Origin of the sequence: Streptomyces sp. NPDC088733 (genome assembly GCF_044751185.1) — a bacterium.
In the GTDB taxonomy this organism is placed as follows: domain Bacteria; phylum Actinomycetota; class Actinomycetes; order Streptomycetales; family Streptomycetaceae; genus Actinacidiphila.
In genome coordinates this window covers 131,039-151,832 of record NZ_JBIVLH010000009.1, presented here as the reverse complement: position 1 = coordinate 151,832, position 20,794 = coordinate 131,039, and the positions used below count along the sequence as shown (strand labels likewise).

20 protein-coding genes are annotated in these 20,794 nt (G+C 72.4%); 10 read left to right on the top strand and 10 right to left on the bottom strand.

The window, feature by feature from the left end; genetic code table 11:
* Nucleotides 1-17 precede the first annotated feature (17 nt).
* From ACIP64_RS18640 to ACIP64_RS18630, 3 genes are all read left to right on the top strand, one after another.
* Entirely contained in the window at nucleotides 18-1,673 is a 1,656-nt protein-coding gene (locus ACIP64_RS18640; protein ID WP_401587652.1) for an FAD-binding dehydrogenase, read from the top strand.
* Nucleotides 1,674-1,752: 79 nt separating this feature from the next.
* A complete protein-coding gene (locus ACIP64_RS18635) occupies nucleotides 1,753-2,979 on the top strand; it encodes a serine hydrolase domain-containing protein (protein ID WP_401587649.1) in 1,227 nt (408 codons plus the stop codon).
* Between the two features lie 68 nt (nucleotides 2,980-3,047).
* Entirely contained in the window at nucleotides 3,048-6,431 is a 3,384-nt protein-coding gene (locus tag ACIP64_RS18630; protein ID WP_401587646.1) for a S41 family peptidase, read from the top strand.
* 130 nt (nucleotides 6,432-6,561) lie between these two features.
* On the opposite strand, the gene ACIP64_RS18625 is transcribed toward ACIP64_RS18630, so the two are convergent.
* The 4 genes from ACIP64_RS18625 to ACIP64_RS18610 form a co-directional block, all read right to left on the bottom strand.
* Nucleotides 6,562-6,825 carry a hypothetical protein gene (locus tag ACIP64_RS18625; protein ID WP_401587645.1) on the bottom strand — a complete coding sequence of 88 codons (264 nt, stop codon included), beginning with the start codon at nucleotides 6,823-6,825 and terminating at the stop codon, nucleotides 6,562-6,564.
* A gap of 98 nt (nucleotides 6,826-6,923) precedes the next feature.
* Complete coding sequence (locus ACIP64_RS18620) at nucleotides 6,924-7,817, bottom strand: SDR family oxidoreductase (RefSeq protein ID WP_401587642.1); 894 nt, start codon at nucleotides 7,815-7,817, stop codon at nucleotides 6,924-6,926.
* The gene (locus ACIP64_RS18615) at nucleotides 7,814-8,743 is read right to left on the bottom strand and encodes an alpha/beta fold hydrolase (RefSeq protein WP_401587639.1); all 930 of its coding nucleotides are present in this window, start codon (nucleotides 8,741-8,743) and stop codon (nucleotides 7,814-7,816) included. Before ACIP64_RS18615 ends, ACIP64_RS18620 begins: the two co-directional genes overlap by 4 nt.
* The gene (locus ACIP64_RS18610; RefSeq protein WP_401587637.1) at nucleotides 8,740-10,251 is read right to left on the bottom strand and encodes a flavin-containing monooxygenase; all 1,512 of its coding nucleotides are present in this window, start codon (nucleotides 10,249-10,251) and stop codon (nucleotides 8,740-8,742) included. Before ACIP64_RS18610 ends, ACIP64_RS18615 begins: the two co-directional genes overlap by 4 nt.
* A 168-nt stretch (nucleotides 10,252-10,419) precedes the next feature.
* Here ACIP64_RS18610 and ACIP64_RS18605 point away from each other — a divergent pair, with 168 nt between their 5' ends.
* From ACIP64_RS18605 to ACIP64_RS18590, 4 genes are all read left to right on the top strand, one after another.
* A complete protein-coding gene (locus ACIP64_RS18605; RefSeq protein ID WP_401587996.1) occupies nucleotides 10,420-11,109 on the top strand; it encodes a MerR family transcriptional regulator in 690 nt (229 codons plus the stop codon).
* 101 nt (nucleotides 11,110-11,210) lie between these two features.
* Complete coding sequence (locus tag ACIP64_RS18600) at nucleotides 11,211-11,993, top strand: helix-turn-helix domain-containing protein (RefSeq protein ID WP_401587993.1); 783 nt, start codon at nucleotides 11,211-11,213, stop codon at nucleotides 11,991-11,993.
* Nucleotides 11,990-12,259 carry a DUF397 domain-containing protein gene (locus ACIP64_RS18595; protein WP_401587635.1) on the top strand — a complete coding sequence of 90 codons (270 nt, stop codon included), beginning with the start codon at nucleotides 11,990-11,992 and terminating at the stop codon, nucleotides 12,257-12,259. Before ACIP64_RS18600 ends, ACIP64_RS18595 begins: the two co-directional genes overlap by 4 nt.
* A gap of 32 nt (nucleotides 12,260-12,291) precedes the next feature.
* Nucleotides 12,292-12,513 (top strand): hypothetical protein, encoded by a 222-nt coding sequence (locus ACIP64_RS18590; RefSeq protein WP_360914096.1) that lies wholly within the window; start codon nucleotides 12,292-12,294, stop codon nucleotides 12,511-12,513.
* A 39-nt stretch (nucleotides 12,514-12,552) separates the two neighbouring features.
* Here ACIP64_RS18590 and ACIP64_RS18585 read toward each other — a convergent pair whose 3' ends face one another.
* Complete coding sequence (locus ACIP64_RS18585) at nucleotides 12,553-13,119, bottom strand: Uma2 family endonuclease (protein WP_401587632.1); 567 nt, start codon at nucleotides 13,117-13,119, stop codon at nucleotides 12,553-12,555.
* A gap of 244 nt (nucleotides 13,120-13,363) precedes the next feature.
* Between ACIP64_RS18585 and ACIP64_RS18580 the strand changes: the two genes are divergently transcribed.
* Nucleotides 13,364-14,440 (top strand): glycerophosphodiester phosphodiesterase family protein, encoded by a 1,077-nt coding sequence (locus ACIP64_RS18580; RefSeq protein WP_401587629.1) that lies wholly within the window; start codon nucleotides 13,364-13,366, stop codon nucleotides 14,438-14,440.
* 63 nt (nucleotides 14,441-14,503) lie between these two features.
* On the opposite strand, the gene ACIP64_RS18575 is transcribed toward ACIP64_RS18580, so the two are convergent.
* The 3 genes from ACIP64_RS18575 to ACIP64_RS18565 form a co-directional block, all read right to left on the bottom strand.
* Nucleotides 14,504-15,412 carry a DMT family transporter gene (locus tag ACIP64_RS18575; RefSeq protein WP_401587627.1) on the bottom strand — a complete coding sequence of 303 codons (909 nt, stop codon included), beginning with the start codon at nucleotides 15,410-15,412 and terminating at the stop codon, nucleotides 14,504-14,506.
* A gap of 161 nt (nucleotides 15,413-15,573) precedes the next feature.
* Nucleotides 15,574-16,770, bottom strand: coding sequence for a MarP family serine protease (locus ACIP64_RS18570; RefSeq protein ID WP_401587624.1), 1,197 nt, complete (start codon nucleotides 16,768-16,770; stop codon nucleotides 15,574-15,576).
* Nucleotides 16,771-17,022: 252 nt separating this feature from the next.
* On the bottom strand, nucleotides 17,023-18,540 hold the full coding sequence (locus ACIP64_RS18565) for an MFS transporter (protein WP_401587621.1): 1,518 nt from the start codon (nucleotides 18,538-18,540) through the stop codon (nucleotides 17,023-17,025).
* Between the two features lie 190 nt (nucleotides 18,541-18,730).
* Here ACIP64_RS18565 and ACIP64_RS18560 point away from each other — a divergent pair, with 190 nt between their 5' ends.
* Nucleotides 18,731-19,000 carry a DUF2630 family protein gene (locus ACIP64_RS18560; RefSeq protein ID WP_401587619.1) on the top strand — a complete coding sequence of 90 codons (270 nt, stop codon included), beginning with the start codon at nucleotides 18,731-18,733 and terminating at the stop codon, nucleotides 18,998-19,000.
* Entirely contained in the window at nucleotides 18,997-19,305 is a 309-nt protein-coding gene (locus ACIP64_RS18555; protein WP_401587616.1) for a GNAT family N-acetyltransferase, read from the top strand. Before ACIP64_RS18560 ends, ACIP64_RS18555 begins: the two co-directional genes overlap by 4 nt.
* Before the next feature lie 42 nt (nucleotides 19,306-19,347).
* Here ACIP64_RS18555 and ACIP64_RS18550 read toward each other — a convergent pair whose 3' ends face one another.
* Together ACIP64_RS18550 and ACIP64_RS18545 are read right to left on the bottom strand one after the other, a co-directional pair.
* Nucleotides 19,348-19,944: a TetR/AcrR family transcriptional regulator gene (locus ACIP64_RS18550; RefSeq protein WP_401587614.1), complete on the bottom strand. Its 597-nt coding sequence runs from the start codon at nucleotides 19,942-19,944 to the stop codon at nucleotides 19,348-19,350.
* Between the two features lie 135 nt (nucleotides 19,945-20,079).
* A complete protein-coding gene (locus ACIP64_RS18545; RefSeq protein ID WP_360914068.1) occupies nucleotides 20,080-20,517 on the bottom strand; it encodes an OsmC family peroxiredoxin in 438 nt (145 codons plus the stop codon).
* Nucleotides 20,518-20,794 lie beyond the last annotated feature (277 nt).

Genomic DNA, 20,794 nt, shown 5'->3' with positions numbered 1-20,794 from the left:
AGCGGAGAGGCACACCCATGGCGCTGGACGCGGACGTCGTCGTCGTCGGAGCGGGACTGGCCGGGCTGGTCGCCACCGCGGAACTCGCCGACGCGGGCAGGAAGGTGATCCTGCTCGACCAGGAGCCGGAGTCCAACTTCGGCGGGCAGGCGTTCTGGTCGTTCGGCGGCCTGTTCCTCGTGGACTCGCCCGAGCAGCGCAGGATGCGCATCAAGGACAGCCGTGAACTGGCGCTCCAGGACTGGATGGGCACGGCCGGTTTCGACCGGCCGGAGGACCACTGGCCGCGCCGGTGGGCCGAGGCGTACGTGGACTTCGCGGCGGGCGAGAAGCGTTCCTGGCTGCACGCGCAGGGCCTGCGCTTCTTCCCGCTGGTGGGCTGGGCGGAGCGCGGCGGCTACCTGGCCACCGGGCACGGCAATTCGGTGCCGCGTTTCCACATCACGTGGGGCACCGGGCCGGGGGTGGTGGCGCCGTTCGCGCGCCGGGTGCGGGAGGCCGTCGCCAAGGGCCTGGTCGAGCTGCGTTTCCGGCACCGGGTGACGGCGCTGACGACGACCGACGGCGCCGTGGACGGCGTCGCGGGCGAGGTGCTGGTGGACAGCGACGCCGAGCGCGGCAAGGCGAGTTCGCGGGAGGTCCGCTCGGAGTTCCGGCTCTCCGCCCAGGCGGTGGTCGTCACCTCGGGCGGCATCGGCGGCAATCACGACCTGGTGCGCAAGGCGTGGCCGGAGCGGCTGGGCACGCCGCCGGGCAAGCTGCTCTCCGGTGTCCCGGCGCACGTGGACGGCCTGATGCTGGGCGTCGCCGAGCAGGCGGGCGGCCATCTGATCAACGGCGACCGGATGTGGCACTACACCGAGGGCATCGAGAACTGGAACCCGATCTGGGCCCGGCACGGCATCCGCATCCTGCCCGGCCCGTCCTCGCTGTGGCTGGACGCGACGGGCAGGCGGCTGCCGGTGCCGCTGTTCCCGGGCTTCGACACGCTGGGGACGCTGGAGCACATCATGCGGACCGGCCACGAGTACACGTGGTTCGTCCTCACCCAGCGGATCATCGAGAAGGAGTTCGCGCTGTCGGGCTCCGAGCAGAACCCGGACCTGACCGGCAAGAGCGTGCGCGAGGTGCTGCGCCGGGTGCTGCCGGGCGCGCCCGGCCCGGTGGAGGCGTTCAAGGAGCACGGCGTGGACTTCGTCGTGGAGAACGACCTGGCGGCCCTCGTGCGCGGCATGAACGCGGTCACGAAGGACGACCTGATCGACGAGGACGCGCTGCGCCGCGAGATCGTGGCCCGCGACCGGGAGATCACCAACACCTTCACCAAGGACCTCCAGGTCACCGCGATCCGCGGGGCCCGCAACTACCTCGGCGACAAGCTGAGCCGCACCGCGGCCCCGCACCGCCTGCTGGACCCGAAGGCGGGACCGCTGATCGCGGTGCGGCTGAACATCCTGACCCGCAAGTCGCTCGGCGGGCTGGAGACGGATCTGGACGCCCGGGTGCTGCGCGCCGACGGGCAGCCGCTGCCGGGCCTGTACTCGGCGGGCGAGGCGTCCGGCTTCGGCGGCGGCGGGGTGCACGGCTACCGCTCGCTGGAGGGGACGTTCCTCGGCGGCTGCATCTTCTCCGGTCGCACGGCGGGCCGGGCGGCGGCCGCGGCGACCGCCTGAGCGCCGGCCGGCGCCCCTGTCCGACGGGGCCGCACCGGTGTGCGACCCCGGTCCGGGGACGTCGCGCGCGGGAGGCACCATGGAGGGGAGCAGCGGCGGCGGCAAGGCGGGAGTACGGGCAGTGGTGGACGTCCTGGGGTCGGTAACGGACGGTTTCGAGCCGGTCCGGGAGGCTTTCGCCCGGAACTTCGAGGAGCGCGGGGAGCTCGGCGCCGCGGTGACGGTGTACCGGGACGGCGAGAAGGTCGTGGACCTGTGGGCCGGTGCCGCGAACGCCGGCGGTGCGGCCGACGGGCCTGTGTGGGCGCAGGACACCGCGCAGGTGGTCCGCTCCGCGACCAAGGGTGTGGCGGCGGCGTGCCTGCTGCTGCTGCACCAGCGCGGCCAGCTCGATCTGGACGCGCCCGTGGGCGCGTACTGGCCCGAGTTCAAGACGGCCGGCAAGGAGCGGGTGACCGTGCGCGACGCCCTCGCGCACCGCGCGGGCGTGCCGGCGCTGGACGTCCCGCTCACCCCGGCGCAGGCGCTGGACGGGGTCAGCGGGCCGCGCGCGCTGGCGGCGCAGGCGCCGTTCTGGGCGCCGGGGAGCGACCACGGCTATCACGCGATGACCTACAGCTGGCTGATAGGCGAGCTGGTGCTGCGCGCGAGCGGCGGCCGGTCGATCGGCCGCTACGTGGCGGAGGAGATCGCCCGTCCGCTGGGCCTGGACCTGTGGGTGGGCCTGCCGGCGGGGCAGGAGGCGCGGGTCGGCCGGATCGCCGCGATCACGGCCCCGGAGGCGCCGCCGGCGGCGGGGCTGCGGGCCCGTCCGAAGCGCAGTGTGAGCGAGGCGTACGACGACCCGGGGTCGCTGACCCGGCGGGCGTTCGGCGCCATCGAGCCGCTGCCGGACGAGAACGACCCCGCCTACCGTGCCGCGGAGCTCGCGGCGTCCGCGGGGATCGCCACCGCGCGTTCGCTGGCGCGCTTCTACGCCGCGCTGGTCGGCGGCCTGGCGGACGGCGGCCCGCGGCTGTTCGCCCCGGCGACGCTGACCTCGGCGCGCACGGCCGAGTCGGAGGGACCGGACCGGGTGCTGGTGGTGAACACGCGCTTCGGTCTGGGCTACATGCTGCACGGCCCGTCCTCGCCGTTCCTGTCCCCCGGTTCCTTCGGGCATCCCGGCCGCGGCGGGTCGCTGGGCTTCGCCGACCCGGACTCCGGGATCGGTTTCGGCTACGTCACCAACGGCATGCAGAAGAACGTCACCGCCGACCCGCGGGCGCAGGCGCTGGTGCGGGCGGTCCGGGAGTGCCTGCGCTGACGCAGGGCGAAACCGGGAGGACAACGGCAAAAGTTGCCCGGGCTCCGGGACCCGCGAACGATGGATGGGTGAGCGACGCCGCGTACCTCCGGTTTCCGCATGTCCACGGTGAACGGCTCTGCTTCGTCGCCGAGGACGACATCTGGGTCGCGCCCCTGGACGAGGGGCGCGCGTGGCGGGTGACGGCCGACCGGACCCGGGTGGGCCATCCCCGTTTCTCGCCGGACGGTTCGTCGATCGCCTTCAACAGCTGGCGTTCGCTGGACCCCGAGGTCCATCTCGCGCCGGTGGAGGGCGGGCAGGCGAGCCGGCTCACCTACTGGGGCAGTCCCGACACCCGCGTGCGGTCCTGGACGCCGGACGGCCGGATCCTGGCCGTCTCCTCGCACGGTGAGCCGTTCTCGCACTACACGTGGGGGTACGCCGTCCCGGCCGGTGGCGGGCCGGGCAGCCGGCTGCCGTGGGGGCCGGTGTCCGACATCGCCGTGCGGGACAGTGCCGCCGGGGAGCACCAGACGCTGCTGCTGTCGGCGACCGCGCCGCACGAGCCCGCGTCGTGGAAGCGGTACCGGGGCGGGGCGACGGGCCGGCTGTGGCTCCAGGGCGAGCTGCTGGCGCCGGACATCGGCGGGCATCTGGAGTCCCCCATGTTCGTGGGCGACCGGATCGCCTTCCTCAGCGACCACGAGGGCATCGGCAACCTGTACTCCTGCCGGCCCGACGGCACTGACCTGCGGCGGCACACCGACCACGCGGACTTCTACGCCCGCCACGCGGCCACCGACGGCCGGCGCGTGGTCTACCAGTGCGCGGGCGCGCTGTGGATGGTCGGGGAGCTGACCGCGGACTCGGTGCCGCGGCGGCTGGAGATCGACCTGGGCGGCACGCGGGCCGGGCGCCGCCCGTACCAGGTCCCGGCCGCGGCCTATCTGGACGGTCTGGCCGTGGACCGCACGGGCCGGGCGAGCGCGGTGTGCGTGCGCGGCAGCCTGTACTGGCTCACGCACCGCGACGGCCCGGCCCGCACGATCTCCGACGAGCCGGGCTCCCGGGTCCGGCTGCCCGCGATGCTGGGCGAGACCGGCCGGATCGCCTTCGTCACGGACGCCGACGGGGAGGACGCGATCGAGATCGCGGCGCTGCCGGGCCGGCCGGCGGCGCTGGCCGTCGCGGAGATCGCCGACGAGGACGACGCGGTGGCGCAGGCGCTGCGGGCGGGAGAGGAAGCGCAGGAGGCGGGGGAGGGGACGGCCGAGACCGCGGCTGGCGAGGACGCGGCGGCCGGTGAGGGCGCCCGCGCCCCCTGCCGCAGTGGCGGCGCGCGCCTGGCGTGCGGGGAGATCGGCCGGGTGCAGGAGCTGGTGCCCTCACCCGACGGGGAGACGATGGCGGTCGCGGCCCACGACGGGCGGCTGCTGCTGGTCTCCGCGGAGACGGGCGCGGTCGGCGAACTCGACCGCTCCGACAACGGTCCCGTCCGCGACCTGGCCTTCTCCCCGGACTCGGCGTGGATCGCCTGGTCGCACCCGGTGGTGGGCCGCTCGCTGCGCAAGATCCGGATCGCCCGGCTGGCGCCGGACCCCGAGGACGGCGAGCGCACGGTCATCGACGTCACCAACGGCCGCTTCGAGGACGAGCAGCCGGTCTTCACCCGTGACGGCCGCTATCTGGCCTTCCTGTCCTGGCGCGGCTTCGACCCGGTGTACGACGTGCACACCGGCGACCTGTCCTTCCCGCTGGGCTGCCGCCCGCACCTGGTGCCGCTGCACTCGGCGACGCCGTCGCCCTTCGCGCTGCCCGTGGAGGGCAGGCCGCCCGGCGGCGGCCTGGACCCGGCGGGCTTCACCGAGGGCCCGCTGGCGGTGGAGGCAGCCGGGCTGCCCATGCGGGTGACGCCGTTCCCGGTGCCCGCCTCCAAGTACAGCTCGCTGGAGGCGGTGCGCGGCGGGCTGACGTGGCTGCGCTGGCCGATCTCGGGTGCGCTGGGCGAGACGTTCGTCAATCCGACGGATCCCTCGGCCCGGCCGACGCTGGAGTACTTCGGCCTCGCCAAGTCCAAGCGAGTCGAGCTGGTGCGGCACATGGACTGGTACCGGGTCAGCGGCGACGGCACACAACTGGTCGTCTTCGACGAGGGCGAGCTGACCGTCGTGCCCGCCTACGAGCCGGGCGACATGGACTCCACCGTCTACATCGACATGCGGCGCGTGCTGCACGAGGCGCACCCGCCCGCCGAGTGGCGCCAGGCGTACGCGGAGGCCGGGCGGATCATCCGCGACTACTTCTGGGCCCCGGACATGTGCGGCATCGACTGGCCCGCGGTGCTCGACCAGTACCGTCCCCTGGTCGAACAGGTGTCCACGCCCGATGAGTTCGCCGATCTGCTGCGCGAGGTCCTGGGCGAGCTGGGCACCTCGCACGCGTATGTCGCCCCGGCCCGGCGCAACGAGGGGCCCCCGCACTACCAGCGGCCGATCGGGCTGCTGGGCGTCAACTTCGCGCACACCAAGGACGGCCGGTGGATGGTGAGCCGCATCCTGCCCGGCGAGTCCTCGGATTCCAGGGCGCGTTCGCCGCTGGCCGGCACCGGTATCCCGGAAGGGGCGGTGCTCACCCATGTCGACGGCCGCGCAGTGGACCCGGTCGACGGTCCCGGTCCGCTGCTGTCGGCGGCGGGCGGCACCACGGTGGAGCTGACGTTCGTCCCGCCCGGCGACGGCCCGCCGCGCCGGGTCGCGGTCGTGCCGCTGGTGGACGAGCGGCCGCTGCGCTACCAGGACTGGGTGGCCAAACGGCGCCTGGTGGTGCGGGAGTTGAGCGAGGGCAAGTGCGGCTATCTGCACATCCCGGATCTCGGCGGCTCCGGCTGGGCGCAGTTCAACCGCGATCTGCGCATGGAGGTCGTGCGCCCGGCGCTCATCGTCGACGTGCGCGGCAACGCGGGCGGCAACATCAGCGACCTGGTCGTGGAGAGCCTGACCCGCAGGATCCTCGGCTGGGACTGGATCCGCGACGCGCAGCCGGTGAGTTACGCGGGCAACGCGCCGCGCGGGCCGATCGTCGCGCTGGCCGACGAGGCGACCGCCTCCGACGGCGACATGATCACGGCGACGTTCCGGCTGCTGTCGATCGGCCCCGTGGTGGGCCACCGCACCTGGGGCGGCGTGGTCGGCATGACGGGCCGGCACCGGCTGGGCGACGGCACGGTGATCACGGTGCCGATGAACGCGGCCTGGTTCGAGGCGTACGGCTGGTCGGTGGAGAACCACGGCGTGGAACCGGACATCCCCTGCATCCGCACCCCGCTGGACTGGGCGGAGGGCCGCCGCACCGACCTGGAGGTGGCGGTGCAGACCGCGCTGGACCTGCTGGAGAAGCACCCCGCCGCCACGCCCCCGGATCTGTCCGACCGCCCGGACCGGCGGCGGCCGCCGCTTCCGCCGCGCCGCTGAGCGGCGGCCCCGGCGGTGTCCTGCCCGAAGTGGCCGCCGCGGCAAGGGCGGTTCGCACAGGAAGGGGCGCGCCCTTGCGGACGCGCCCCTCGGCGTTCACGCCGCGGCGTTCACGCCTTGACCACGCGGGTCAGTGGTCCCGGTGCTGCCGGTCGTCGCGCGGCGCGCCGGACTGCTCGCGACCGGTGCCCTTCGAGCCCGACTGCGGGGACTGCTTGCCGGACTGACCCTGGCCGGGCTGCCGCTGCGGCGTCCTGCCCTGCTCGCCCTGCTGGCGCATCTGCTCGTCGGTCATGCCCTGGGACTTGTCCCGGGTCTGGCCGATCCGCTCCTGCGGGCGGTCCTGCTGGCGCTGCTGCCCGGCCTTGCTTCGCGTGGGGTCGTTCTTGCCCATGATCACTCCTTCGTGATGTGTGGACTGGGCCTCGACCAGGCTGACACGTCCGGACACGCTCCGCATTTCGTACGAATGCGCAGCGTGAACACCCCTGGTCAGAGTGCCTTTTCGGCCCGGGACCGCGCATCGGCCGCACCACCGGGGCCCACCAGACCGGGCCGTATGCCGCCTGCCGCCGCGATCCTCGGCTCCAGGCGGCGCATTTCGCGCCGCCCGATCGCGCCGCCGATCAGCCCCGGCAGGAAGCCGCGCACCGACTGCATGCCGCGCAGCCACCACTGGGCGTAGACGTGCGGCGCACGGCGGGCGATGCCGTCCGCGATGCGCTCCACGGCCGGTGCCACCGGATAGGTGCGGTTGGCGGGCCAGGGCAGCCGGCGGCGGGCCTCGCGCATCACGGCGTCCTCGTCGGCGCCGCGCACCATGTCGGTGTCGGTCCAGCTCAGATACCCCACGCCGACCCGCACGCCCTTGAAGCCCACTTCGGCACGCAGGCAGTGCGCGAACGCCTCGACGCCCGCCTTGCTCGCGCAGTACGCGGTCATCAGCGGTGCCGGGGCGATCGCGGCGAGCGAGGCGATCTGCAGCAGGTACCCGCGCGAGGCGATGAGCGCCGGCAGGAACGCGCGGGCGGTGACGACGCCGCCCAGCAGATTGACCTGGACGACCCGGTCGAAGTCGGCCGGGTCCGTGTCGAGGAACGGACCGCCCGTCGCCACACCGGCGTTGGCGACCACGGCGTCGACGCGTCCGTACCGCTCCACGACCTCCTCGGCGACGCGCGCCATCGCCTCCCGGTCGGTGACATCCGCCGTCCAGTGCCCGGTGCCGGGGCCGATCTCCGCCGCGACGGCCTTCAGTTCGTCCGGCTCCAGCCCGACGAGCGCCAGGCGGGCGCCGCGTGCCGCGAGGGTGCGGGCGAGCAGCGCGCCGACCCCGCGGGCGGCGCCGGTCACCACCACGACCTGGCCGTCCAGCGACCTGCTCATGCCGTCTCCTCGGTGATCCGCGCCTGCGGCAGATGGTCCGTGACCAGGGTGCGGACCACGCCCGCGACCGCCGCGGGGGCCTCCAGCGGCGTCATGTGGCCGAGCCCCGGCAGTTCCGTGAGCCCGGCGAAGTGCGAGAGCCGGGCGGCCAGTCCGCGGGCGTGCACCGGCGGGGTGAGCTTGTCGGCGGTGCCCACCAGCACCGCGGTCGGCATGCGCAGCGCCGCCACGCCCGCGTCCAGGTTGAGCCCGGCCAGCACCCGGCCCCACGCCGCGCGCTGCCTGCGCCCGCAGGCGTGCACGATGCGTGCCGTCGCAGCCACCAGTTCCGGGCTCGAATCCGGGCCCAGGATGCCGTACTTGAGGGCAGCCCTGGTCACCGCGGACTGCGGGCCCAGCGGCGCCGAGCTGACCAGCAGGAAGCGGTGGAAGGCCTCCCGGACCCGCTGGGCGCGTACCCGCGGCGGCAGCACCAGCGTCTCGGCGAGCAGCCGCCCGCTGCCGGTGCTGGCCAGCAGCACCGCGGCGGTACGGGACTGGATCGCGGGCCGGTCGCCTGCCGCCATCGCCGTCATGCCGCCCATGGAGTGGCCGACCAGCACCGCCTTCTCGCCGGAGGGCAGCACGGACTCCAGCACCGCCGTCAGGTCGTCGGCGAGCGCGTCGGTGCTGTAGCCGCCGCGGTGCGGGGTCCCGCTGCGGCCGTGGCCGCGCTGGTCGTACGCCACGACCCGGTACTGACCGGCCAGTTCGTGGATGACCGGGGCCCAGAAGCGGGTGTTGCAGGTCCAGCCGTGGATCAGCACGACGGTCGGCGCCGTGCCCGGTTCGGGGCCGTACTCCTCCACGTTGATCGCGGTGCCGTCGGCGGAGCGCACGACGTGCGCGTACCGGGCCTTGGGCAGGTCGAAGACGCCGCTGGTCATGAAGCCACCTCCACAGGGGCCGGGCGCTGCTCGGGGGCGCCGGCGGTCATGATCGTGTACTCGTCGAGCCGCACCCGGCGGGTGGCGCGCCGGAACCCGGCGGTCGTGCCCGGCCAGACGGTGGTGTTGCGGCCCTGGTCGTCCAGGTACCAGCTGACGCAGCCGCCGGTGTTCCACACGGTGCGGACCATCCGGCGCTGCACCTCCTCGTTCCACGACCGCACCGCCTCCGGCCGGGCGTCCAGCGCGGCGGCGCCGGTGGTGTCCAGGGCCCGCAGGTAGTCGGCGATGTAGTTGAGCGAGGACTCGATCATCAGGATCATCGAGCTGTTCCCGAGGCCGGTGTTGGGCCCGATGACGAACAGCAGGTTGGGGAAGCCGTCGACGCTGGAGCCGCGCAGCGCGGCCATGCCGTCCTTCCAGTGCTCGGCCAGCGTCCGGCCGTCGGCGCCGACCACCCGGTCGCCGATCGGCATGTCGGTGACGTGGAAGCCGGTGCCGAAGACGATGGCGTCGACCTCGCGCTCGGTGCCGTCGGCCATGACGACGGTCGAGCCGCGCACCTCCTTCAGCGCGGAGGCCACGACCTCGGTGTTGGGCCGGGTGAGCGCCGGGTAGTAGTCGCTGGACAGCAGGATGCGCTTGCAGCCGATCCGGTAGTCCGGGGTGAGCTTCGCCCGCAGCACCGGGTCCTTGACCGACTTCGCCAGGTGCGACGCCGCGATCCGCTGCACGCCGCGCAGCAGCGCCGGGCGCTTGGTGAAGGCGCCGACCTGCAACTCCCGCAGCAGCCACAGCATTCCGCGCCGCGCCGTGGCGGTCGCCGGGACCTTGGCGTGCAGCCACCGCTCGGCCGCCGTGATGTCCCGGTCCATGCGCGGCATCACCCACGGCGGGGTCCGCTGCACCACGGTCAGGCTCGCCACCTCCGGCTGGATCGCCGGCACGACCTGGATGGCGGAGGCGCCGGTGCCGATCACCGCGACGCGCTTGCCCTTGAGGTCGTAGTCGTGGTCCCACCGCGAGGTGTGGAAGACCGCGCCCGGGAAGGAGTCCAGGCCCGGCACGTCCGGCAGCTTCGGGTCGGAGAGCGGGCCGCCCGCCGAGATCAGGACGTCGGCGGTCAGCTCGCCGCGCGAGGTGGTGATGTGCCAGTGCCGCGCGCCGTCGTCCCAGCGGGCCTGTCGGACCTCGGTCTCCAGCCGCAGATGCGGACGGAGGCCGAAGGTGTCCGCGACGCGCTCCAGATAGGCCCGGATGTGCGGCTGGCCGGAGAACGTGCGCGGCCACTGCGGGTTCGGCGCGAACGAGAAGGAGTACAGGTGCGAGGGCACGTCGCACGCGCACCCCGGATAGCTGTTGTCGCGCCAGGTGCCGCCGACGGAGTCGCGCCGCTCCAGCACCACGAAGTCGGTGATCCCCTCCCGCCGCAGGCGCACGGCCGCGCCGAGCCCGCCGAAGCCGGCTCCGATGACTGCCACCCGTACGTGTTCGCTGCGCCCGGCCATACCGCCGCCTCTCGGTGCCGCCCTCGAACCTGATCGCGCCAGTATTCACTGGCGCGATTCGGAGCGTAGACCGGAACGCGTTACCAGCGGTAGAGGTCGGAGCGCGCGAGTTGCCCCGGCGCACCGCCTAGGCTGGCGGACGTGGCAACGCACGAGCGCGAGTACCGGATGGACGAACTGGCCGAGGCCGCCGGCGTGCCCGTCCGCACCGTCCGCTTCTACCGGGAGCGCAAACTGCTCCCCGCCCCGCGCCGCGAGGGCCGCATCGCCTGGTACAACGAGCACCACCTCGCCCGGCTCCGCACCATCACCGCCCTCCTGGAGCGCGGCCACACCCTCGGCGGCATCGCCGAGCTCATGAACGCCTGGGAGAGCGGCCGCCACGACGTCGGCGAACTGCTGGGCCTCGACCCGGCCCTGCCCACCCCGTGGTCCGAGGAGGAGCCGCTGCGGCTGACCCCCGAGGCCCTGGCCGACCACTACGGGGACCAGGCGACCGCGGAGAACCTCGCCACCGCCCTGGACATCGGCTACATCGCCGTCGACGGCGACGACGTCGTGCACGTCAGCCGCCGCCTGCTGGAGGCCTCGTCCGCCCTGGTCAAGGAGGGCATCCCGCTCGCCGAGGTGCTGTCCGCCGGCCGCGACATGCGCCACCGCATGGACCTGCTGGCCGAACTCTTCGTGCAACTCGCCCGCTCCCACGTCCTCCCCGACGCCGAGGCCGACCTCCAGGCCGGCGACACGACCCGCCTCACGGAGGCGATAGCCCGGCTGCGCCCCCTGGTGGAGGTCGTCGTCGAGGTGGAACTCGCCCTGGCGATGGACCGCAGACTGCGCGAGGAACTCAAGGGATAGCCCGCGCACGGCACCCGGAGAAGCTACCGTTACCGAGAGTGACTGTCGCTTCACGGACGGGGGTTGATGTGACGGTGCCCAAGGACAAGCGCTCCGTGAGCATGGCGATCTTCGGCGACCTCCTCCACGCCCTCCGCGAGGGCCGGGGGATCACCCTGGACGCACTGGCCGCGCACACGGGTTACTCGAGATCACTGGCCGTCAAGATCGAGTCCGGTGAACGCCTCGCGAGCAAGGCCTTCATCGACAAGGCGGAGGAACTGCTCGGCGCTGCGGGTGCGTTGCGGGCGGTCGCGCCGCACCTGTCCCGGGAGAAGCTGCCCGCGGGGTACGGCGAGTACGCGGACGAGGAGGCCCGGGCGACGAGCATCGGCTTCTACGACGCCCACGTGGTCAATGGGCTTCTGCAGACCGAGGCCTACATGCGCGCGGTGTTCAACGCCCGCTGCCCGGCACTCGAAGAGGACGAGATCGATCACTGGACGGAGGGCCGGCTCGCCCGCCAGGCGCTCATCACGCGCAAGCCGGTGTGCATGCTGTCCTTCGTCCTGGAGGAATGGCTTCTGCGCCGGCCCGTGGGTGGAAGGCAGGCCATGAAGGACCAGTTGGGGCACCTCCTTGAACTCGGAGAGCGCCGCAACGTGCAGATCCAGGTCATGCCAACGCGCTACGAGGCCGTGGCCGGATTCAACGGACCTTTCACGTTCCTTGAAACGGCCGAACGGCAGTGGCTGGCCTACGCTGAGGGACAGGTCGGGGGGTACCTGAGCGATGATCGCGCGAGGGTCAGTGACCTGTACCACCGCTACGGCACGATCCGGGCGCAGGCCCTCACCCCCGAGGATTCGGCGAAGGTCATCGAGCAGATTGCGGGCGAGCTGTGAGCGCACTCGTGTGGTTCAAGTCCAGCTACAGCGGTGACGACGGCGGCCAATGCATTGAAGTCGCCCTCGACTGGCGGAAGTCGACCCACAGTGGAGACGACGGTGGCGAGTGCGTCGAGGTCGCGTCCTGCGCGGCGGCCGTGCATGTGCGTGACTCCAAGGACCGGACGGGCCCCGTGCTCACGTTCACGCCCGACGCGTGGGCCGCGTTCGTCGGGTTCGTCGCGTTCGCCGCGTTCGCCGCGACCGCCCAAGCGGCCGCGTAGGCCAGGCAGGAGCGGGTCTTACGATCAAGCTCATGACGAGCACTCCGGAGTCCTGGACCATTCGCCACTTCTCCCAGGCCAACCCTGCGGGCCCGGGCTGCGACAACGTGTCGGCGCTCTTGCGGAGGCTGGCCGATTCGATCGAGGCATTGGGCCCTGTTGAGGTTCAGGATGTCGTCATCGAGTCGGAGATGACCGAGCACGGACCTTGGCGGTCGGGGACGGTCTACTTCTACCTGCCCGAAGACGACTGAGCGCGACTCCGGCGCAGTCGAGCGAAGCCAAGCCACGCATCAGATCGAGCCGAGGCCGACCTCGATCGGGAACGGCACCGTGGTCTTCACGACGTCCGTGAAGACATTCCCGTCCCGATAGACCCCAGCCGCGGGATCGAGCACGTAGGTGTACACAAGAGGGACTCCGTTGGCTGTCTGCTCCACCCGCCAGTAGAAGGAGATCCCAGCTTTGGCGTACTGCTCCATCTTCACGATCCGGTCAGTGGTCTCCGAACCGGGCGAGACCACCTCGACGACCAGCAGCACATGCTCGGGCCGCGTGGGCGTGAAGTCGATGGTGTCCGCCTTGTAGACCACTACGTCCGGACGACGATTCGTCAGCGGCACGTCCTGAAGGCGGACATCGAAATCCGTATCGGCATTCCACTCCGGGGATGCGGCCGCATCCAGGGCATTGGCCAGAAGCCGAGCCAGGCGATTGTGGCGCTTGGACGCGCTCGGGCTCACCACGACCATCCCGTCCACGATCTCGATGCCCCTGCACTGCTCCGCAGACCAGGAGTCGTACTGCGCCGCGGTGATCGGGGTGTGCATCCACTCCGGCGCAATCATGTCGGCGGTCATGGCCTACCTCCCCTGGAAACAGTGACGGGCCTGCGCCTTGGGCGCCCAGTCTATGAGACCAGGGCGGGTATGTGGCGGCCATGGCGTTGGACGCGTCGAGGTGCGCCACCCTCCGTCGGCGCCACGCCCGGGGAACGTCCGTTCCCCGGGCGTTCACCATGTCCTCATACCGATGCTTGGTGCGGGCTTTACCTGCCCCCTACCTTCGCCGAAGTCCAGTTCGCCTGAAGTAGACGAGGTATAAATGTCCCTCCGGCATGCAGTCGCCGCCCTGGCCGTGGTGCCCGCGCTGGTGGTCCCCGCGACCGCCCAGGCGGCCACGGACCACCATCACCACCACGTTCCGTCGCAGAAGAACCACTTCGACCTCCAGGCCCACCGCGGCGGCCTCGGCATGACCACCGAGGAGTCCCTCGAGGGCTTCGGCAAGGCGCTGCGCCTCGGGGTGAGCACCCTGGAGCTGGACACGCACGTCACCAAGGACGAGAAGGTCGTGGTCAACCACGACCGGCAGATCAGCGCGCAGAAGTGCAAGGACACCGCGCCGGTGACGCCGGGCGACCCGATGTACCCGTACGTCGGGAAGTACATCAAGGACCTGACCCTGGCGCAGATCAAGACCATGGACTGCGGCTACCAGCAGCTGCCCGGCTTCCCCGAGCAGGAGCAGGTCAAGGGCTTCCGCATGGTGGAGCTCAAGGACGTCCTGAACCTGGTCAAGAGCTACCGGGCCAACAAGGTCACGCTCAACATCGAGACCAAGGTGGAGGCCGGCGCGCCGACCCAGACCGCGCCGCGCGAGCTGTTCGTGCGCCGCGTCTTCGAGGAGATCCACCGCTCGGGCATCGAGAAGCAGGTCACCATCCAGTCCTTCGACTGGGGCGCGCTGAACGAGATGCACAAGCTCGCGCCGAAGTACCCGCTGGTGGCGCTCACCAACTTCGACTTCCTCCAGGTCGGCAAGCCCGGCGCCTCGCCGTGGCTCGGCGGCATCGACGCGGACGACTACGACGGCGACTTCGTGAAGGCCGCCGCGGCCATCCCGGGCGTCACGGCGCTCTCGCCGGTGTACGGCCTGCCGCAGAACGGCACCGTGGCCGACCCGAACTTCACGTTCTACGTCAACAAGAAGATGGTGGACGACGCCCACTGGCGCGGCCTGCGGGTCATCCCGTGGACCTGTGACGACCCCGCCACCATCAAGGCGCTGCTGGACATGAACATCGACGGCATCATCACGGACTACCCGAACCGGGTCCGCGACATCATGGCCGAGCGCGGCATGCGCCTGCCCCGCGCCTACAAGGCGCCCCGTCACTGACGAACGGCGCGGCAGGCATGCGGACGCCCCCGGAACCGCGCGGTTCCGGGGGCGTTCACGCGTTCACATGCGCGATCCGGCCGGCTGCCCCGCGGCCACCGGCACGTGTTCCTCGGGGTGGACGCACTTGTACAGGCACTGCGTGCGGGAGAGCGCGAAGACGCCGTAGGTGAGCAGGGCGAAGCCGGCGACCGCGGGCAGCATCCACAGCCCGGTCCGCGGCTGCTCCCCGTAGAGGATCACCCCGAGGGCGAAGCCCGCCACGGCGTCGCAGAGGGTCAGGGCGGGCTGGGAGGCGATGAGCGGGCCGCCCTGCATGGCGGTGCCGAGCAGGAAGAGGGAGAAGCCGCCCGTGGCGGCGAAGGCGTAGGTCTGCCAGGACAGCAGCCAGGCCGCGATGCCCTGGTGGCCGAGGACGTCCATGGACGACTTGATCAGCGCGGCCGTCAGCGCGTTGCCGACGGCGGCCGCCGCCCCGAGGCAGGCGGCGCGGGTCAGGCCGAGCGGACGCCGCAGCCCGGCCACCACCAGGGCCGCGCCGAGGCCCCCGACGATGAGCAGCGTGGGCACCCACCAGATCCCCGGCACCTGTTCGCGTCCCCCGGCAGGGGCCAGGGAGAACAGGAAGACGCCCAGTCCCACGGCGATGCACCCGACGCAGAGCCACGCCTTCTGCGAGAGGTCGACGTGGAAGACGGCGCCGCCGATCACGAGGGCCAGCGGCAGTTCGAGGATGAAGACCGGCTGCACGGTGGCGAGCGAGCCGGTGCCGAGGGCGAGCGCCTGGAAGACCGCGGCGCCGATCACCGCGGCGATGCCGGCGAGCCAGACCGGGGTGCGCAGCAGGTCGCGCATGAGTCCCAGGCGCAGCGAGGTGGAGGCGGGCACCTTGAGCACCGCCTGTCGTTGCAGCACCGTCCCGAGGGCGTTGCTGCACGCCGCGATCACGGCGAAGAGGACCGACAGGATCATGTCGGCTGCACCACTCCCCTGCCTGCGCTGGTTCGTCAGGTCCCTGCCCCGGCGCGGCACCGCTGTCCGTGGCGGGTCCGCGGCGGGCGGCCAGTCCGGTAAGCCCGGAATGTCCGATCAAACAGTCAGTCTAACGTCGCGCGCGCGGGCACCGCCCGGGCTCACAGGGCGGCGCGGCTGCCCGTGTCCACTGCCTGCGTGGCGGCCGCGGCGCGGCGCGCGTCGTCGCGGACCTCGTCGGCGGTGAGGACGTAGCCCGTGGTGGCGTCGGTGGTGGAGCGGGCGAAGACGACCCCGTAGACATGGCCCGCGGTGTCCAGCAGCGGGCCCCCGGAGTTGCCCGGGCGCACGATCGAGCGCACCTGGTAGATGTCGCGGGTGACGATGCCGTCCCCGTAGATGTCCTGGCCGGTGGCGCGGATGCGGCCGGCCACGGTCGCCGCGCGCAGGTCCAGGCCGCCGTCCTCGGGGTATCCGGCCACGACCGCGCCGTCGCCGCGCTCGGCCTCGTCGGTGAAGTCCAGCGTGGGGGCGCGCAGCCCCGGCACGTGGAGGACCGCGACGTCCTTGCCGGGGTCGAAGAGCACGACCGTGGCCCGGTACGCGCGCCCGGCGCCGCCGATCTGGACGGCGGGGTCGTCGACGCCGGCGACAACGTGGGCGTTGGTCATGACGTGCCCGTCGGCGTAGACGAAGCCGGTGCCCTCCTGGCCCTGGCGGCGGCCGTTCACGAAGGCGATGCCCTCGATCTTGACCGTGCTGCGGGCGGCGGCCCGGGTGGCGGCGTCGGTGACGCTGTCGCCGGACGGCGCGGGCACCCCGTTGACGGGCTCGGACTCGAAGGGGTTGAAGACCTGCGGGAAGCCCGCTTCGGCCAGGGCGCTGGTCGCCCTGCTGAACCAGCTGGGCGCCTGCCGCGGCATGGTGTCCTGGACGGCGCCGAGCACCGCGGAGCCGCGGATCGACTGGGCGAGCACGTTGGAGGAGGCGGTCACCAGGACGCTCGCGGCGACCCAGGCGACCAGCAGCACCGCCACCGCGTTCGCCGCCGCGCCGCCGACGCCGTCGAGCCAGCGCAGCGGCCCCCAGTCCAGTCCCGTGCGCACCTTCCAGGCGACCCCCGAGGCGACGGCGTGGCCCGCGGCCGCCGGGATGAGGACGGTGAGCAGGGCGACGAGGGTGGCGCGGGGGGTGCCCGGCTCGACGTACTGGAGCACGTACGGCAGCAGCCACACGCCGATCACGGCCCCGCCGAGGAAGCCCGCGAGCGAGATGGTGCCCGCGACCAGTCCGCGCCGGTAGCCGGCGACCGCGTAGGCGACCGTCAGCACGAGCAGCAGCAGGTCGAGCAGGTTCAACCGAGAGGCCTTTCCCGAAACCGTATGGATCCGTAAAAACGCACATTAACCGACCATCGGTTCCCTTTTGTGTCGCACCGCACGCACTATCTGCCCGAAAAGCCATACGAACGGCCCGGTTCCGGCCTCCGTAGTCGTTCTACGGAGGCCGTCACCGGGCCGTTCATCGCGCCGTACCCCGTCCCCACGGGTGGGCGCGCACGGGACCGTCCCACCGCTCCAGGGAGGTCCCGCGGCCGGGGAGCGCCGACGTCACATGTGGACGACGGGCGCCGCGCCGGGGTCCTGCTGCGGCGCACCGCGCCGGTAGAGCACGAAGCTGATCACCAGGCCGGCCGCGAAGAAGGCCGCCGCCCACCAGTAGGCGGTCGAGTAGCTCTCCAGCGCGGCGTTCGCCTTCACCAGCGGGTCGGCCGGGTTCCTGCCGGCGATGTAGTCCGTGGCGGCGCTCGTGGCGAGGGTGTTGAGCAGGGCCGTGCCGATCGAGCCGCCGATCTGCTGCATCGCGTTGACGGCGGCGGACGCCACACCCGCGTCCTCGGGACCGACACCGGTGGTGGCCAGGTTCATGGCGGGCGGGAAGATCAGGCCCATGCCGAGGCCGATCACCAGCAGCGGCGGCAGGACGTCGGTGAGGTACGCGCTGTCCAGGCCGAGGCCGGTCAGCCAGACCAGGCCCGCGGCGGAGAGGCCGAAGCCCACGGGGACCACCGGCTTGGGCCCGATGCGGGGCACCAGCACGACGGTGGCGACCTGGGCGCCCACCATCAGCGCGGCGACGAGCGGCAGGAAGGCCAGACCCGTTTTGACCGCCGAGAAGCCGAGGGTCAGGCGCAGGTAGTAGGTCAGGAACAGGAAGACCGCGAACATGCCGGCGCTGGAGACCAGCGAGGCGGCGAAGGACGCACCGCGGTTGCGGTCGAGCAGCACGCGCAGCGGCAGCAGCGGGTGCGCGGCGCGGGTCTGCCACCAGGTGAAGGCGGTCAGCAGCGCGGCGCCGGCGACCAGGTAGCCCCACGTCTGCGGGGAGCCCCAGTCGTGGCTCTCGGCGTTGGAGAAGCCGTAGACCACGGCGAACAGGCCGGTGGTGACCAGCAGCGTGCCGGGCAGGTCGATGGTGGCGCCGGGACGGCGGCGGGCGCGCTCCAGCATGGTCATGCCGCCGAGGAAGGCGACGACGGCGAAGGCCAGGTTGACGTACAGGGTCCAGCGCCAGTTCAGGTACTCGGTCAGCACACCGCCGAGCAGCAGGCCGACGGCCGCGCCGGACCCGGCGATGGCGCCGTAGATGCCGAACGCCCGCGCCCGTTCCTTGGATTCGGTGAAGGTCGTCGTCAGCAGCGACAGCGCGGCGGGCGCCAGCAGGGCGCCGAATCCGCCCTGGAGGGCGCGCGCGGTGACCAGCATCTCGAAGCTGCCGGCCGCGCCGCCGAGCGCGGAGGCCGCGGCGAAGCCGGCGACGCCGATGAGGAACGCGGTCTTGCGGCCGAAGAGGTCGGCGATCCGGCCGCCGAGCAGCAGCAGGCTGCCGAAGGCCAGCGCGTAGGCGGTGACGATCCACTGCCGGTTGCCGTCGGTGAAGCCGAGGTCGGCCTGGGCGGAGGGCAGGGCGATGTTCACGATGGTCGCGTCCAGCACGACCATCAGCTGGGCGACACCGATGACGGCCAGGACCCACCAGCGCCTGGCGTGGCCGTCGTGATCGCCCTGCGTCCCCCCGGCCGGGGGTGCGGCGACGCCGGCGCGGGGCTCGGCGGTGCTCTGGGACATGGGGACGTGCTCCCGTCGTTCGGAAGAGGCGTGGGACAGGGGTGGCCACGGGTGGCCGGGTACGAGCGATACGAAACCGTTTCGTACGCCTGAAGCCTAGGTCCCGATCCATCGAAACGCAAGAGTTTCGATCGCATGGCCGCGACACGCTGCCTAGAGTGGGTGCCGAGCGAACGAGGAGGTGCGAACCGTGGCCGACCAGCACACGGGAGATCGCCCGGAACAGGCGATACTGCAACGGATCAGCGCGATGGTCTCCGACGAGCGGACGCTGCGCGAACTGCTCGCCGCCGGGCGGATCGACGGCGCGACCGAGCGCGACCGGCTCGACGCACTGGAGCGCGAACTCGACCAGTGCTGGGACCTGTTGCGCCAGCGCCGCGCCAAGACCGAGATCGGGGAGGACCCGGGCCAGGCCCGCGTGCGGCCCTCCGGCACGGTGGAGGGCTACCAGTCGTGAGCGCCGTACCGACGATCACCGACTCCCCGGGGACCCGCCGCTACGAGGCGCACGTGGACGGCAGGCTGGCCGGCTTCTCGGCGTACATCCGCACGCCCGAGATGATCGCCTTCCTGCACACCGAGGTGGACCCGGAGTTCGAGGGCCGCGGCGTGGGCTCCGCGCTCGCCCGCCAGGCGCTGGACGAGGCCCGGGAGCGCGGGCAGAGCGTGCTGGCGGCCTGCCCCTTCATCGCGGGCTGGATGGCGCACCACCCCGAGTACCAGGACCTGGAGTACAAGCCGCGGAGCATGGTCAGCGACTGAGCCGGGCCGGGGACGGGCGACGGGCGGTGCGGCCCGTCGCCGTCAGCGGCGGAAGCCCAGGGCCGGCAGCACCACCGCGTCGATGTAGCGGTGCATGAAGCCGGCGTCGACCTCCACGTCCTCCAGCATGCGACGGGTGATGACCGCCCCCAGAATCATGTGCGGCATGAAGGCGGCCGCCGGGTTGTCCCCGGGGATCTCCCCGCGGTCGGCGGCCCGGGTCAGCAACTGCCGCATCCCGTCGAGCGCGGGGTCGATGAGGTGCTCGCGCATCGCCTCGGCGAGGTCGGGGCTGGTGGCGGAGGCGTGCGCCAGGCCCCGCATCAGCGAGGTGTCCACCTCGGAGCCGTCGCCGAACCCGTCGGCCATCGCGTGCAGGTCGCCGTCGAGCGAACCGGTGTCGACGGGGGCGTGCGCCGGCTTGGTGCAGCGCAGCGCGGTGACCACCAGCTCCGGCTTGCTCTTCCACTGCCGGTAGAGGGTGGCCTTGCTGGACCGGGTGCGGGCGGCCACGGCGTCCATCGTCAGCGCCTCGTAACCGACCTCGCCGAGCAGCTCGATCACCGCCTCGTAGAGCTCCTGCTCACGCTCGGGTGTCAGGCGGGTACGCCGCGCCGGGGCGCTCGCGTCCGTGGTCATCTCGGCTCTCCGTCTCTCGTCCCCTGCGAAACGGTTTCGTATCCAACGACAATATGGCACCGCCCACCGAAACCGAAACGTTTCGATGGGCGGTGAAAAACGTCCGGCCGCGCCGGGGAGCGCGGCGGGGGCGGTTCAGGCCAGGGACGCGGTGAGGGTGATCACGGTGCCCGCGAGCGCCTGGCTCACCGGGCAGTTGGCCTTCGCGTCCTCGGCGGCCTTGATGAACTCCGCCTCGTCCAGACCCGGCACCTCGCCGACCACGGTCAGGTGGATACCGGTGATGCCGGTGCCCGGCTTGAAGGTGACGTCGGCCTGCGTGCGCAGCTGCGCCGGCGGGGTCTTGGCCCGGGACAGACCGGCGGACAGGGCCATGGAGAAGCAGCTGGAGTGCGCGGCGGCGATGAGCTCCTCCGGGCTCGTCTTCCCGCCCGGCTCCTGGGAGCGGGCCACCCACGTGACCGGGAACTCGCCGACCCCGGAGGAGTCGAGGGTGACGACTCCGCTGCCCTCGATGAGGGAGCCGTCCCACACGGTGTGGGCGACGCGCGTCGTCTCGCTGGGCGTGGTCATGGTGGATCCTTCCGAATATGTGGCTCGGTTCGACTCCGGGGCGCGCACCCCGGCGTGTACGGCGTTCCGGCACCCGGGCGGCGGCCTGCGGCGCGTCCAAGTCTCCACCACCGGCCACCGCTTCGCGACGTCGATCGGCGGGCGTTCCGGTGACATGTTGCCCCTGTCAAACGGCTCGTCACCCACAAGAGTGGCTCTACGCAGGGATTTCACGGTCCCGCCCCCGGCCGGTCGCCGCCGGTCCTACGTTCGGCAAGAGGACGCGGACGTCAAGGAG